The organism is Serratia sp. BNK-17, from assembly GCF_048684935.1.
In the GTDB taxonomy this organism is placed as follows: domain Bacteria; phylum Pseudomonadota; class Gammaproteobacteria; order Enterobacterales; family Enterobacteriaceae; genus Serratia; species Serratia nematodiphila.
Genome location: NZ_JBLQTR010000001.1, coordinates 26,248 through 40,739, shown reverse-complemented (window position 1 = coordinate 40,739; position 14,492 = coordinate 26,248). Strand labels below are relative to the sequence as shown.

Sequence of the window (14,492 nt, the reverse complement as noted above, 5' to 3'; positions counted from 1 at the left end):
CAATGTTGAAGAGGATTACCATGACTAAGTTAAAGGCTGTCATTCCTGTTGCCGGTTTGGGTATGCATATGCTGCCGGCGACGAAGGCGATTCCCAAAGAGATGTTGCCGATTGTCGATAAGCCGCTGATTCAATATATCGTTAATGAATGCGTAGCTGCCGGGATCAAAGACATCATTCTGGTGACGCACTCTTCCAAGAATGCGATCGAGAACCATTTTGACACCTCGTTCGAATTGGAAGCGATGTTGGAAGCGCGCGTCAAACGTCAACTGCTCGATGAGGTGAAGTCCATCACGCCGAAAGGGGTGACTCTGATGCATATTCGTCAGGGGCAACCGAAAGGGCTCGGGCATGCCATTCTGTGCGCCAAGCCCTTGATTGGCGAGTCACCTTTCGTTGTTTTGCTGCCGGATATCCTGCTGGACGACGCCAAAGCCGATCTCAAGAAAGACAACCTGGCTCATATGATTTCCCGGTTTGAGCAAACCGGGTTGAGCCAGGTGCTGGTGCAGTCTGCAGATGAAAATGTGCTTTATGACTATTCGGTGGTCGAGTGCGAGACTGATGTCTTGCATCCGGGCATAAGCGCCAGAATGACATCGATCATCGAGAAGCCGAGCCGCGAGCTTCAGCTGAAATCCAATTATTCCGCCGTGGGACGCTATGTGCTGTCGGCGGATATTTGGCCTATCCTGGAGAAAACCGAACCCGGCGCCTGGGGCAGAATTCAGCTGACCGACGCCATCGCCGAATTATTGAAGCACAACACCGTTGAGGCGACGGAGCTGGTGGGCGAGTCGTTCAACTGCGGTGAGAAAATGGGTTACCTGCATGCTTTCGTGACCTACGGATTGCGTCATCCGACGCAGGGTGAGGCGTTTAGCGCTTGGGCCAGGCAGCTGTCGTTGTAAAGCGACCTGTTAGGCCGGTAATGACGTTCCGCGTTTTTTATTCTATGTTTCTCTGGATTAAGCCGCGTTTAATGAACCTTTCGGCGTTGGACTCTGCGCAGGGATTATTCCATAATCGTACGGTTCTAATCTTCAACGCAGGCTCAATATGAGCATCTTTCCTCCGCCGGTTCGACAGGTGCGAGATTTGACCGCATTTATATAGCGAGTGCCGTGATGACGCCAGGGTTGGCCAGGTAACGTAGCTCGGCAGATATATTTACTTTGAAAGTGATGATAACTCGATGGCAAAAAGACAATGGAAACTGATACCACTTCTGGTATCTATCAGCGTGATCAGTGGATGTACGATGGTACCTGGGACTCATCTGTCTACTATGGGAAAAGACGTTGTCAAGCAAGAAGATAGCGACTTTGACTTGGATGAGTTGGTCAATATTTATCCGATGACCCCTTCCTTGATTGAAAAAATGCGACCAAAAAACGTGGTGGCGCAGAATAACCTTCCGCTGGAGCGGGAGCTGAAGAACTATGAATATCGCATCGGCGTTGGCGATGTTCTGATGGTGACGGTATGGGACCACCCAGAACTGACGACGCCTGCCGGCCAATACCGCAGTGCCAGTGACACCGGCAACTGGGTCAATTCCGACGGTTCTATCTTCTATCCGTATATCGGCAAAGTTCGCGTTGAAGGTAAAACGCTGAGCCAGGTTCGCGCGGACATTGCCGGGCGATTGGCTCAATTTATCGAGAGCCCGCAGGTTGATGTCAGCGTTGCGGCATTCCGTTCGCAGAAGGCTTATATCACCGGCGAGGTCAGCAAATCGGGCCAGCAGCCGATCACCAACGTGCCGTTGACAGTGATGGATGCGATTAACGCCGCCGGCGGACTGACGGAAAATGCCGATTGGCGCAACGTGGTGCTGACGCACAACGGCAAAGAGAGAAAAATCTCCCTGCAGGCGTTGATGCAGAAAGGCGATCTGACCCAAAACCAACTGCTTTATCCTGGCGACATTCTCTACGTACCACGCAACGATGATCTGAAAGTCTTCGTGATGGGTGAAGTGAAGCAGCAAAACACCCTGAAAATGGATCGTAGCGGCATGACTCTGACCGAGGCGTTGGGCAACGCGCAAGGGATGGATCAAACCACTTCTGATGCGACCGGCGTGTTTGTCATTCGTCCTCTGCGTGGCACCGAAGGCAAGAAAATTGCCAATATTTATCAGCTGAATGCCAAAGACGCTTCAGCCCTGGTCATGGGAACTGAGTTCCAGCTTCAGCCTTACGATATCGTTTATGTCACCACGGCGCCGTTGGTGCGTTGGAATCGAGTCATTGGCCAGCTGATCCCAACGATCACGGGCGTACATGATATGACTGAAACTGTTCGCTACATCCATACGTGGTAAGCAATCATGTTTGATTCGATACTGGTGGTTTGCGTGGGCAATATCTGCCGCTCTCCGACAGGAGAGCGGCTGCTGAAGCAAGCCCTACCTCATAAAAAGATAGCATCGGCGGGTTTAGGCGCTTTGGTGGGCAAGCCCGCCGATGTTCATGCCAGCGATACTGCTCGGGCGCACGGTCTTTCCTTGGACGGACACAAAGCTCAGCAACTGACGGCAACCATGTGTCGAGAATACGATCTGATTCTTGTGATGGAAAAGCAGCACATTGATGCCGTTGGGCGTTTGGCACCAGAGGTTAGGGGAAAAACCATGCTGTTTGGCCACTGGCTTAATCAACATGAGATTCCCGATCCATACCGAAAAAGCTATGAAGCATTTGAACATGTCTATAGCTTGCTCGACAATTCAGCCCAAAAATGGGCACAAGTCTTAAGCCGATAGCAAGTCAGGATTCCCAATGCTAGAAAGAAACCGAGTGAATACTCCAGAGAAACAAAGCTCTGATGACATTGACATAGGGCGTTTTGTCGGTGAACTGATCGACCATCGCTGGTTGGTTATTGGCGTTACCGCCGCATGTTTAACCGTCGCTATTATTTACGCCATTTTTTCTACACCAATCTACAAGGCTGATGCTTTGGTCCAGGTTGAGCAGAAAAGCGCTAATTCAATACTGGGTGATATCACTAAGATGTTGCCTGACAGTCAACCGGAGTCAGCTCCTGAGATTGAGCTGATTCAGTCCAGAATGGTTTTAGGAAAAACCGTTGAAGACATGAATCTTACCACCTCGGTCGAACAGAACTACTTCCCGATTTTCGGCCGCGGTTATAACCGCCTTATTGGAAATAAGCCTGGTGTCGTTAGTGTTTCCCAATTCACTTTGCCAAAAACTTGGGAAAAACAGGCTATTACCTTGGTCGTCAATGACGAGCAAACTTACAGTGTGGTTAAAGACGATGAGACGCTCTTTAAAGGCAAAGTAGGCGAGCTTTCGGCTAAAGACGGCGTTAGCATCCTTGTCAGCTCTTTGAGTGCAGAGCCAGGCACCACATTTACCGTTGCACATCGTTCTGATCAAAAAGCGATGAATTCGCTTTTGAACAGTCTGAGCGTTGCCGATCGCGGTAAGAACACCGGGGTTCTGGAACTGAACTTGACGGGGGATGACCCTGTTGTTATTAGTGACATTCTCAATAATGTTATTGGCAATTATTTGCAGCAAAATATCGCCCGTAAATCGGAAGAGGATGCTAAAAGTCTGGCATTCCTGCAAACTCAGTTGCCAGCCACACGTTCTGAACTGGATGCCGCCGAGAATAAACTGAATCAGTTCCGACAGAAAAATGATTCTGTAGACCTTCCATTGGAAGCAAAATCTGTTCTGGATTCGTTGGTATCAGTGGATTCCCAACTGAATGAGTTGACATTCAAAGAAGCGGATATCTCCAAACTTTACACCAAAGAGCACCCGGCATATCGGGCGTTGATGGAAAAAAGAAAGACGCTGGAAGAGGAAAAAGGCCGGTTGAATAAGAAAGTCAATCTGATGCCTAAAACTCAACAGGAAATTGTACGTCTCAGCCGCGACGTCCAGTCTGGGCAAGAGGTTTATATGCAGCTGTTGAATCGACAACAGGAACTGCAAATTTCTAAGGCCAGCACTGTCGGTTATGTTCGAATCGTCGATTCGGCCGTGACGCAAGAAAAACCAGTTGCACCTCGCAAGGTAGTTATACTCGCATTAGGCATGCTGGCGGGACTTTTCTTCTCTGGCGGCTATGTATTGCTGAAGTCATTTTTGCTGCGCCGTATTGAAAGCCCTGAACAGCTGGAAGAGTATGGCATTAACGTTTATGCCAGCATTCCTCTTTCAGAATGGCAAAGGAAGAAAGACGGGGAGTTACTGGTCAGAAATAAACGTCAGAAGCTTAAAACGGCGAATACCAATGCCGATAATTTACTGGTTATCGGCAACCCTGCCGATCTGGCGATTGAAGCGATCCGCAGTCTTCGCACCAGCCTGCATTTCGCCATGATGGAAGCGAAGAACAACATTTTGATCATTACTGGCGCCAGTCCTGGCATCGGTAAAACCTTCGTTAGCGCCAACCTGGCAGGGGTAGTTGCTCAGGCAGGAATTAAGGTATTGTTCATTGACGGTGACATGCGTAAGGGGTATGCGCATGAACTGATTAATGCCAGTGGCACTGATGGCTTGTCTGATATTTTGTCGGGCAAACTCGCTGTTGCCAGCGCCGTAAAACAGACGCCGATTCCTAATTTCGACTTTATCAGCCGCGGCAAGGTACCTCCGAACCCTTCTGAATTGTTAATGCATGCGCGTTTCAATGAAACTCTGAAGTGGGCGAGCGAAAACTATGATTTAGTGTTAGTGGATACACCGCCAATTCTGGCAGTGACCGATGCGGCTATCATAGGTAAAAATGCAGGAACAACACTGATGGTGGCTCGTTTTGGCGTGAATACGCCAAAAGAGGTGGATGTTTCCATCCGGAGGCTCGAACAGAATGGTATTGATGTGAAGGGTGTTATTATCAATGCCATCGTTAAGAAAACCTCCGGCTATTATACTTACGGTTACAATAGCTACGACTATACGTATAAGTAATAGCAAAAATACGGCTGATAGCGAGTTATCAGCCGTATTGACATACATGCGATAAGACATGAGCAGAGTTTTAGGAAGATATGGCTAATCAAATATGAGAGAATATAAATACGGCCCTGTTGATAGCGGGTATAGATATAACAACTTCATACTTATTACAGCCATATTTCTATGGCTGGTTTTTACCATATCACCTTTTATCTCTTATTACCTTTCTCTCATTGTGTTGGCTATGTCGCCAGAGGTAAAAAATCTTACAAGGAGATTGCTGGGTGTTCTGATTGTCCTTTCAGGCACTGTATATATAGGCTCTCGTAACTTCAATGGTGCATTGGGCGATGATATAACTTTTGTTTATTATCCTGTATATAGACGAATATTCTATGGGGCCGATTATTTCAGCTCTTATTCGGGAGGGTGGGAGTTTGTCTTGGGAGGGTTATTCAAACTGTTGGCCCTCTTTACAGAAAAGCCTGTTGAAAAAGATATATTCACCAGTGTGTTCGTTTTTCTTCCGTACATTATATATTATATATGGTTGGAGAAGTTCGGCTTAGAACATATTAGTAAAAATAAGAAAAACCTCTGTGCTGCTTCTGCCCTTGGTATTATGGGGTTGTTGGCATTGTCAGTTCAAATCAGACAGGGGCTAGCCACCTCCATATTGCTGCTTGCTATTGGCTATTTAAGTAGAAGTAAGATAAAATCAACGTTCTTCACGGCACTTGCGATATTTACGCATTTAACCTCTATCCCAATCTATTTTATAATAAGAATCTTTTCTGGAAGTAAGACCGGACCTAAAGTTATAGGTCTGGGCTTTATTGTGTTATTGGTTATATCCTTCCAGTTCTTAGTAGGTGCGATTGTTGCACAAAACCTTTTGGGTGTGGCTAGCTTCAAGTTTCAGTATTATTTGGATAAAGATACCACTATTAATCTTTTGGCGTTTTTCTTCTCCCTTATGATAATGATTGCTGCGGGAAGTTTTTATTTTGATAAAAATGAAAATCTAAAGAAATGGCGAAGTTTTATTTTGTGGGGCGGGGCTGCATATATTCTGTTGTTACCGATTCCAATGGCATCGGACCGCCTTTTCATGGTGATGTCCGTATTCTTGATGGGGTATTTGCTATTCTTGTCTTTTTCACAGATATCGACAATATATAGAATGCTGTTGATCCTCTACTTTATCTATAAATTTATGTCCGTAGGGCCATTGAGTGGTGGTTTAGGCGGTGCAACAGGATACGAGTTTTGGACAAACTATGATTGGATTGGGGATTATCCATTCTATTTTTGGATAAAATAATTTTATGTCAATTGCCATTCAGACTGAAGAAAAGATGAAAGTGAAAAAGGTAATGAATGTTTTTCCTGTATTGGATGCGGGAGGGACAGAAGATGTCATTCTTAAAACAAGTCACTACTTGATAAATGAGAAGAACGTGATGGTGTCTATCCTGGCCGATTGCAGTGAGGGGCGCAGAAAACAAAACTTTATCGACACCGGCATAACACTTTTTGACAACCCTTCAGCGAAGAATAAAAAAGATTTGCTTGGCAATATAAAAGCCTTGAAAAAAGCTGTGGTGGAGTTTAGGCCTGATATCGTTCATACACATTCTATTTATTCGTTAATCATGGCTTTTGGCGCCAAACTGTTGGGTGGGCATTTCAAGATTGTTCATACAGGGCACGGTGGCCCAACAGCTAACTATGATGATGTTTCTCAGCACTTCTCCTTTATGGCCGATAGATATATAACACTATCGCAAGAATCATACGGAAAGATTTCCAGGAATGGAAAAAAGAAGAATATACGGTTGATTTATAACGGAACCACCGCCCCTGATGAGAGTGAGGTTTACTCTGAGCTTTCCTTGAATAACCACGATAAATTAAAGTTGGGATTTATCGGCAGGGTTACAAAACAGAAAGGACTGCCGACGTTGATTGATGCGTTAGGGAAAATCAATCAACGAGGTATTGATTTTGAGTTACTGTTGATTGGAGATGGGGAAGATCGTCCGGACGTAGAAAAACAGGCTAACTCGTTAGGACTATCGGAAAAGGTCATCTTTAAAGGGTACTCTGAATCTCCTTGGATATTGCTGAAAGATGTACCTATAATTGTCATGCCTTCATTATGGGAGCAAGCCGGTTTAGTGGCCATTGAGGGAATGGTAAGAAATAGAACTGTAATTACCACGAGCATTAACGGGTTGAAAGACGTGGTAATTGATGGTGAAACCGGTTACTTGTTTGATAAGCTGGATTCGGACAAACTGGCTGACATTCTTGAAGAGATAAGCTTAGGCAAAAGAAAACTGATTCACATCAGCGAGTCCAAACGCAATGAATTTTTCTTTTCAGGGCGTACTGGTGAAAAGATACATGGCCTCTATGAAGAACTACTTCAATGAATCGTGAGTTAACCGGATGAAAAAAATATTGCATGTAGCTGAAACCATTAAAGGTGGAGTGGCAACAATTTTAAGGCAGCTGACAAAAGACACGGAAAATTTCAATGTAACTTGCTTGGTCCCTGAAGAACAACGCGAAGAAATCAAAGATTCAAAGGCAGAAATTTATACTTTCAAGCGTTCGGGACGCAACATGAGGTCTTTCTTTTCCCTGGCGGCTGGATTTGTCCGGCTTTATCGAAATGAGCGCCCTGATATCGTGCATATCCATAGCTCCTTCGCTGGCTTTATATGTCGGGGATTATTGTTTTTCCTGCCCGGCCGCCCTAAAGTAATATATTGTCCGCATGCATTCTCCTTCTTGATGGATACAAGTGATAAGAAGAAGAAAGTCTATGCGATAATAGAGAAAATTTTGTCCCATAAGACGGATGTGATCGTTTGTGTAAGTCAGTATGAATATGATGAAGCTGTAAGGTGGGGGGTAAATAAAGATAAGCTCACTGTCATTTATAATGGTGTAGAACCTCCCAGTACCACCGTCGAAAACTATGTTAAGCAGGACGATGAACATCATGGCCTGAATATTCTCTTTGTCGGTCGGCTAGATTTTCAAAAGGGAATTGATATCGTTGAGCAGGTTGCCAATAAGATTGGAAATGGATGTAGAATTACCGTTGTTGGCGGCGGAGTTCATTCAAATCCAGAACTTGCACAGGTTGAAAATATCGATTACGCAGGTTGGGTAAGTAAAGAAAACATGGCAAAATATTATTTGGAAGCCGATGTTTTGCTAATGCCCAGTCGTTGGGAATCATTCGGGTTAGTTGCCGTCGAAGCGCAAAGCTACGGATTGCCTGTCGTCGCATCACGATGCAGTTCATTGCCAGAGGTTGTGCTAGAAGGAACCACAGGCTTTTTGTTCCCGGTTGGCGATGTGGATGAAGCTTGCAGGATATTAAGTAGTCTCAGCAAAGAAGATCTGCAGAAAATGAAAGAAAATGCGATTGATTTCTATAAAAATAATTTCACTTCTAAAAAAATGATTGAGCAAACATTCAATCTCTATAAAGGATAAATTCAGCTCGGTATGTTTCTTAGCGATAAAGAATAGCGATGCTTAGTTAAGACTTTGATTAGTAAAAAACGACGAGTTAGTGGTATTGACTTAATCTGATAACAGTGAGATAGGCTATGAAAGTCATGGTGGCAAATACGTTATATGCGCCTCATCGTGTCGGCGGAGCTGAAATCTCGGTTCAGATTTTGTGTGAGAGTTTAGTCGCCCTAGGGCACCAGGTGAGAGCTTTGACTTTTCATGCCGAACCCTATCGGAAGTGCAGCATCATCAACGGTGTTGAAGTTGTTTATCTGCCGCTGAAAAATATCTATTGGCCATTCGATAATAAGAAACGATCGTCACTGCAGCGTGGGTTGTGGCACATTATTGATAGTTACAATCTGGCTTCATATCTTCAGTTCTGTAATGAATTAGATATGTATAGGCCAGATCTTGTTCACACCAATAACCTGGCCGGTTTCTCTGTTGCCGTTTGGGGGGCTGCAAAGAAGCGAGGAGTAAAAATCCTTCATACGGCAAGAGACTATTACCTTTTTCATCCGAATTCTACGCTATTCAAGCAGGGGAGCAATCAGGACCCACGCAGCTATGGCGTTTGGATTTGGTCGCTTTTTAGGCGATTTCATAGCAAGAAAGTAAATACTTTTGTCGGTATCAGCGATTTTATAAAAGAGTTTCATCTCGCCAATGGTTTTTTTCCCCGTGCCCTAAAAAGACGAATTTATAATGCAGTCGCTATCGATCCGGTATCGGATGATACTGAATGCACAGAGCCTTTGCGCATTGGTTTTATTGGGAAATTAAGTGCTGCGAAGGGCTTTGATATATTTTGTCAATTTGCTCAGGCAATAAAAGCGGAAAATGAGAATGTCATGGCGATTGCGGCAGGTGATTACGCAGATGAAGAAAAGCGTCACCTGGCGGCATTGGCTTCCGCTGCACAGGTTAAGGTTTTAGGGCGGCTTGATTTACCAGCTTTTTTGGCGAAGGTGGACATCGTCATACTGCCAACCAAATGGCGCGAACCCTTCGGGCGTACGGTTATTGAGTGTGCACTTGCCAATAAGGTTGTACTGGTCTCCTCTGTTGGTGGAATTACCGAAATGCTTGATATTGCACCAACAATTTCGGAGTTAACAGGTACTCCTACATACGAAAAGTTACTCGCTATGAAAAAGGAAAGCCGCGCAGTCAGCCCTTCAGTTCGTGAAGTTTTTTCACCTGAGACAATCACCCAGGAGTATATTGCAGAGTATGACCGTGTCAAAAACGGATATTGATCCTTCATATATACCTCATTCACTGGTGGTGCTAGATTCTATTTTTTTTATCGGCTTTCTTATTGCTGCACTTATTATTCTTTATTTTTTTTACAAAAAATATGAACTCAACCGTTCATTTGCCTTTTTGCTGTTTACTTATATTATATTTTCATATTCCTCATATAATATCATGGTGATGCCTATCCATGATTTTAACATCCCTATAGCCAGAACCTTTATCTATCATTATAAAGTTATTGGGCTGTTTTCATCGGCTGATATTTTCTTTCTGGCCATGTTATCTGTATGTCTCGTCCAATGGGCGATGAACAAAGGAATAAAGCCGAGTCCCTTATTCTTGCGAGTCTCTCCATTCATTAAGTTGACCGCCGTCCAAGGGACGATTTTATTTTCCTTTTCATTGCTTGGCTACATTATTCATGTGGCGCTGGACGGGGTGGGAAGTGTCAGGAATCAATTGCTCTATGCCCGTGGGATCGTTTATTTTATCGCTCTAATGCTTGTTTTTTTCAGGGCGAGCAGTGACATTGGTAAGTTAAGGTTTGGTCCTTTATTATTATTTCTATGTGCGATAGATTTTATCAACTTTATTTCTGGGCTGATTGGAACCTATATCTACACGGATTATGTATGGGAACGATATGGGGTGAAGGTCAGTATAATAGACCAAGATAATATCTATAACTACTTCACTCTGTATTTGTTCGTGCTTGTTTCTTTGTTTTTTGCTAATAAGAAGCGGTTCAGTTTATCCCTTATGATAATGGTGGTTATAGCCATTGGCATGTTGCTCAATGTGTATAAATTTCTTTTTGCCATCTCTGTACTTTATTTGTTGTATGAGATTTTCTTCAGACTTGTGACCCGGCAGTTGCCAAGAAAAAGAATTATATTATTGTTGATTATTACGGCTGCTTTGACTCCGTCGGCGATTAAAATATTCACCAGTAAAGCAATGAATACCCGAGCGAGTCAACTGCACGACTATTGGGAATATACAGGAAGGTACCTCCCTGCAAATCTCATCGGTATAGGGCATGGAGGCCTTTATCTGTCCCCTACGGGAGTGGCAGACAAGGGAGAGATAAAAAGAATAGACATGGATGCAAATGGCGAAGTTGAATATAAACGCAGCATCCAAACGCCATTGCTCACGCAAATTAAAAATAGCGGCATTGTCGGATTGATAGTCATGTTGATTACTGCGGCGCTGGCTTCTTATCGTCTATTTGTTGTCAATATAAAATTGAAGAACTATCAGTATGCGACGCCAATTTGTTTTAATTTGATTTGGATTATCGGCTTTGTTTGTGTTGTTGTACAGCCTTATCCAATGCCTGTATTGACTCTTGTAAAACTTCTGATGTTATTGGGACTTTTGCTTATACAACGGGAAAGTAGGCAGTCAGATAAAGAAAGTGGAGCAGATTCCTGAGGGTTAATAAATTAATTTTGGTGAGCTATTTAAATGTCCATTCGGGATTGTATAAAGAAAATATCGAAAACACTGCCTTGGTATGTCCAGGATTTTTGTGTTTATACGCTTAAATTTGGCCGCTTTCCAAATATAAAAAACCCCAAGACCTTCAATGAAAAGGTACTTTATCGAAAGAATTTCAAGATGAATGTGCCTTTGTTTATCGAGTTGGCCGATAAATATCGAGTTCGACGTTATATAGAAGAGAATATTGGCAGGGAATACTTAATTCCGTTATTGTTTGTAACCGAAGATCCCGAAGAGCTAAAAAAATTCAATTGGACAACGAACAGTGTCATTGTTAAACCCAACCATGGCGCCGGGATGTATAAAATTATTCATCCTCCGGTTTCTGCAACCGAACTGAACGATATCTTAGCTGTTAGCCGTCGTTGGATGCAAACTGATTTCTCCCATGTTCAGCGTGAAATACATTATCGGTATATCTCTCCCTTAATACTTGTTGAAAAGTTGCTGGGTGATGGTATTGTTGCATTAACAGACTACAAGTTTCATCTTTTCAAAAAAGATGATGGTGATTTCGATTTTGTCTTGCAGATTATTAATGACAGATTTTCTGGCTCACTGACTAGACATTTTTACGTCAATAATTTCGAGAAAACGTTCGAACAGTCTGAATCTCAAAATACATGTGTGGCGCTCGATTTAAGAAATCTTGAATTGGCTCTTTCATTAAGTAAAAAGCTTGCCCAGGATTTCAATTATGTTCGAATTGACTGGTATATTTATCATGGAAAACTTTATTTTGGTGAGATAACTTTCACGCCAGTAGCGGGATTTGGCACAGGTTATGGGAAGTCGCTAGATCATTTCATGGGGACATTGTGGCGAGAATGGCGCTAAATTCTGCTTGCCGTTTGTGATATGCATGAGTGCTCAGGAATAATCATATGCTATATGTAAACGCGAGATTTTTTTCCCAAGAGGTGACTGGCGTTCAGCGTTTTGCTATCGAACTTAGCCAAAAATTATGTGAGCAGAGGGATGATGTTGTTTTTTTGGCCCCAGCGAAAATTAAACATAATGAAGTTACAAAGCACCTTAATGTCAAAGTAATAGGAAAAAATAGCGGGCATTTTTGGGAGCAATATGATCTCCCTTCATACTTGCGAGATATCGATAACCCTCTGTTGGTTAACTTTTGTAATACTGCCCCGCTATTTTATAAGAACAAAGTAATTACGCTGCATGATGTCGCTTATAAACGTTTCCCCCAAAGTTATAGCTTCAAATTCAGGGGGGCGTATAACTTTATTATACCGAGATTGATTGCCAGCAGTAGGGCTGTATTAACGGTTAGTCAGTTTGCCAAAAGTGAGCTAGAACATTTCTTTAACTTACCGAAAGAGCATTGCTATGTCGTTTACAATGCGGCCAGTGACCTTTTTCACCCGCAGATGCAGGCTAAAGAGAATCATGCACCAGAAAAATATTTCTTGGCCGTTGCTTCGCAGCAATACCACAAGAATTTCGAAGGATTGATCGCGGCCTTCGCTTGTTTACCTGAGTGTTTGGGCTTCAAGCTCAAAATAGTCGGGGCCCAACACAAAAACTATCAAGGTGTGGAAAGCATTCTTGCATCATCCACGTCGATCAATCACGTTGAGTTTTTAGGGCGGGTCGATGATGACACCTTATCTGAACTATATCGTCGCGCATTTGCGTTTGTCTTTCCTTCCTTTTACGAAGGTTTTGGCATACCGCCGCTCGAAGCGCAGGCATCGGGGTGCCCTGTGATTGCCTCATCAGCGGCGGCGATGCCTGAGGTTCTGCAAGACAGCGTCATTTATTTTGATCCGTATGACAGAAATTCTTTGGTTAATGCGCTAAAATCCTCCATTGAAAATCAATCGGGACGTCATCGGTTTGTGGAGGCTGGTTATAAAAATGCTGCGCGTTTTTCTTGGGAGAGCTCTGCATCATGCTTAAACAGCATAATAAACGCGCTTTCTTGATGAGATTGCCTTTGATGCTGGTAAAGTCTGCATGTGGGAAGAGCATGCTTGGGGATAATGATGTTTTGCAGTGAATTAAGTATAGGGGTTGTTTCTGATTGGCTAGTAACTAAAGGCGGTGCCGAAAGTGTTCTCAAGGAAATTTTAAATCTTTATCCATGTGCCGACTTATACGCCGTCATCGACTTTTTGTCCGAAACGGATAGGCGCGATTTTTCAGGGAAAAAGGCTAAGACCACTTTCATACAGCAGCTGCCATTGGCGAAAAAATACTATCAGCTGTATCTCCCATTGATGCCATATGCCGTCGAGCAACTTGATTTAAAAGAGCATGATATTGTTATTTCAAGCAGTCATGCGGTATCTAAGGGCGTTCTCACCGGACCCGATCAGTTGCATATTAGCTATATTCATTCTCCAATGCGCTATATTTGGGACCTGCAGCATCACTATCTCAAAGCGTCCGGTCTAGATAGCGGCGTTAAAGGAATGTTTGCCAAGTGGTTTTTACACAAAATGCGCCTTTGGGATTACCGAACTGCAAATGGTGTTGACCATATGATTGCGAACTCCAAATTTATTGCTAGACGTATCAAAAAAGCTTATGGGCGTGATGCGGATGTTATCTATCCGCCTGTAGATGTGGAGAGATTCACTGTTCATGAGCTCAAGGAGGACTTTTACCTGACGGCATCCAGGATGGTGCCTTACAAGCGTATTGATCTTATCGTTGAAGCCTTTTCGGCCATGCCGGATAAACGCTTGGTTGTTATCGGTGACGGTTCTGAAATGGGGAAAATAAAGAATAAGGCGAAAAGTAATATTGAGATTTTGGGTTACCAAGATAATGACGTGCTCGATGATTATATGAAGCGTGCGAAGGCTTTTGTATTCGCCGCCGAAGAAGACTTCGGCATAACCCCGGTTGAGGCGCAGGCATGCGGCACTCCAGTTATTGCATACGGACGGGGAGGTGTCTTGGAAACCGTGCGGCCGTATGGTGTGGATAACCCGACGGGCATTTTCTTTGAGTCACAGTCGGTTTCTGCCGTAGTGGATGCGGTCGCGCGCTTTGAAGAGGTTTTCGATAAATTTGTTGCCCAGGATTGCCGTAATAATGCATCTCGTTTTTCGGTTGAGCGATTTCAGGGGGAAATAAGCGCTTATGTGCATGAAAAATGGAGCTTGTTCAATAATGATAAAAGAATCATCTACTAACGATATTTGACTCTATAAATTTCTGCGTTTTTCACTGATGGCGGTGTAGTACTATGTGTTTTAACAT

At 43.7% G+C, this 14,492-nt stretch carries 12 protein-coding genes; all 12 read left to right on the top strand.

Features of this window, described 5'->3' with window-relative positions; genetic code table 11:
• The first annotated feature begins 20 nt into the window (after positions 1-20).
• Complete coding sequence (locus tag ACMGF7_RS00155) at positions 21-914, top strand: sugar phosphate nucleotidyltransferase (protein WP_049241295.1); 894 nt, start codon at positions 21-23, stop codon at positions 912-914.
• 284 nt (positions 915-1,198) lie between these two features.
• Complete coding sequence (locus tag ACMGF7_RS00150) at positions 1,199-2,332, top strand: polysaccharide export protein (RefSeq protein WP_049241296.1); 1,134 nt, start codon at positions 1,199-1,201, stop codon at positions 2,330-2,332.
• Between the two features lie 6 nt (positions 2,333-2,338).
• Positions 2,339-2,773: a protein-tyrosine-phosphatase gene (locus ACMGF7_RS00145; RefSeq protein ID WP_049241297.1), complete on the top strand. Its 435-nt coding sequence runs from the start codon at positions 2,339-2,341 to the stop codon at positions 2,771-2,773.
• Between the two features lie 16 nt (positions 2,774-2,789).
• A complete protein-coding gene (wzc, locus tag ACMGF7_RS00140) occupies positions 2,790-4,964 on the top strand; it encodes a tyrosine-protein kinase Wzc (RefSeq protein ID WP_049241298.1) in 2,175 nt (724 codons plus the stop codon).
• 94 nt (positions 4,965-5,058) lie between these two features.
• A complete protein-coding gene (locus ACMGF7_RS00135) occupies positions 5,059-6,276 on the top strand; it encodes an EpsG family protein (protein WP_049241299.1) in 1,218 nt (405 codons plus the stop codon).
• A gap of 4 nt (positions 6,277-6,280) precedes the next feature.
• Positions 6,281-7,390, top strand: a complete 1,110-nt coding sequence (locus ACMGF7_RS00130; protein ID WP_080356236.1) for a glycosyltransferase — start codon at positions 6,281-6,283, stop codon at positions 7,388-7,390.
• Between the two features lie 16 nt (positions 7,391-7,406).
• Positions 7,407-8,468: a glycosyltransferase gene (locus ACMGF7_RS00125; RefSeq protein WP_049241302.1), complete on the top strand. Its 1,062-nt coding sequence runs from the start codon at positions 7,407-7,409 to the stop codon at positions 8,466-8,468.
• Between the two features lie 116 nt (positions 8,469-8,584).
• Entirely contained in the window at positions 8,585-9,751 is a 1,167-nt protein-coding gene (locus ACMGF7_RS00120; RefSeq protein WP_049241303.1) for a glycosyltransferase family 4 protein, read from the top strand.
• A complete protein-coding gene (locus ACMGF7_RS00115; RefSeq protein ID WP_197763628.1) occupies positions 9,726-11,189 on the top strand; it encodes a hypothetical protein in 1,464 nt (487 codons plus the stop codon). Before ACMGF7_RS00120 ends, ACMGF7_RS00115 begins: the two co-directional genes overlap by 26 nt.
• Before the next feature lie 33 nt (positions 11,190-11,222).
• Positions 11,223-12,095: an ATP-grasp fold amidoligase family protein gene (locus ACMGF7_RS00110; RefSeq protein WP_319860849.1), complete on the top strand. Its 873-nt coding sequence runs from the start codon at positions 11,223-11,225 to the stop codon at positions 12,093-12,095.
• Between the two features lie 47 nt (positions 12,096-12,142).
• Positions 12,143-13,207, top strand: coding sequence for a glycosyltransferase family 4 protein (locus ACMGF7_RS00105; protein WP_049241309.1), 1,065 nt, complete (start codon positions 12,143-12,145; stop codon positions 13,205-13,207).
• A 60-nt stretch (positions 13,208-13,267) separates the two neighbouring features.
• Positions 13,268-14,425 carry a glycosyltransferase family 4 protein gene (locus ACMGF7_RS00100; protein ID WP_049241335.1) on the top strand — a complete coding sequence of 386 codons (1,158 nt, stop codon included), beginning with the start codon at positions 13,268-13,270 and terminating at the stop codon, positions 14,423-14,425.
• The last annotated feature ends 67 nt before the right edge of the window (positions 14,426-14,492 follow it).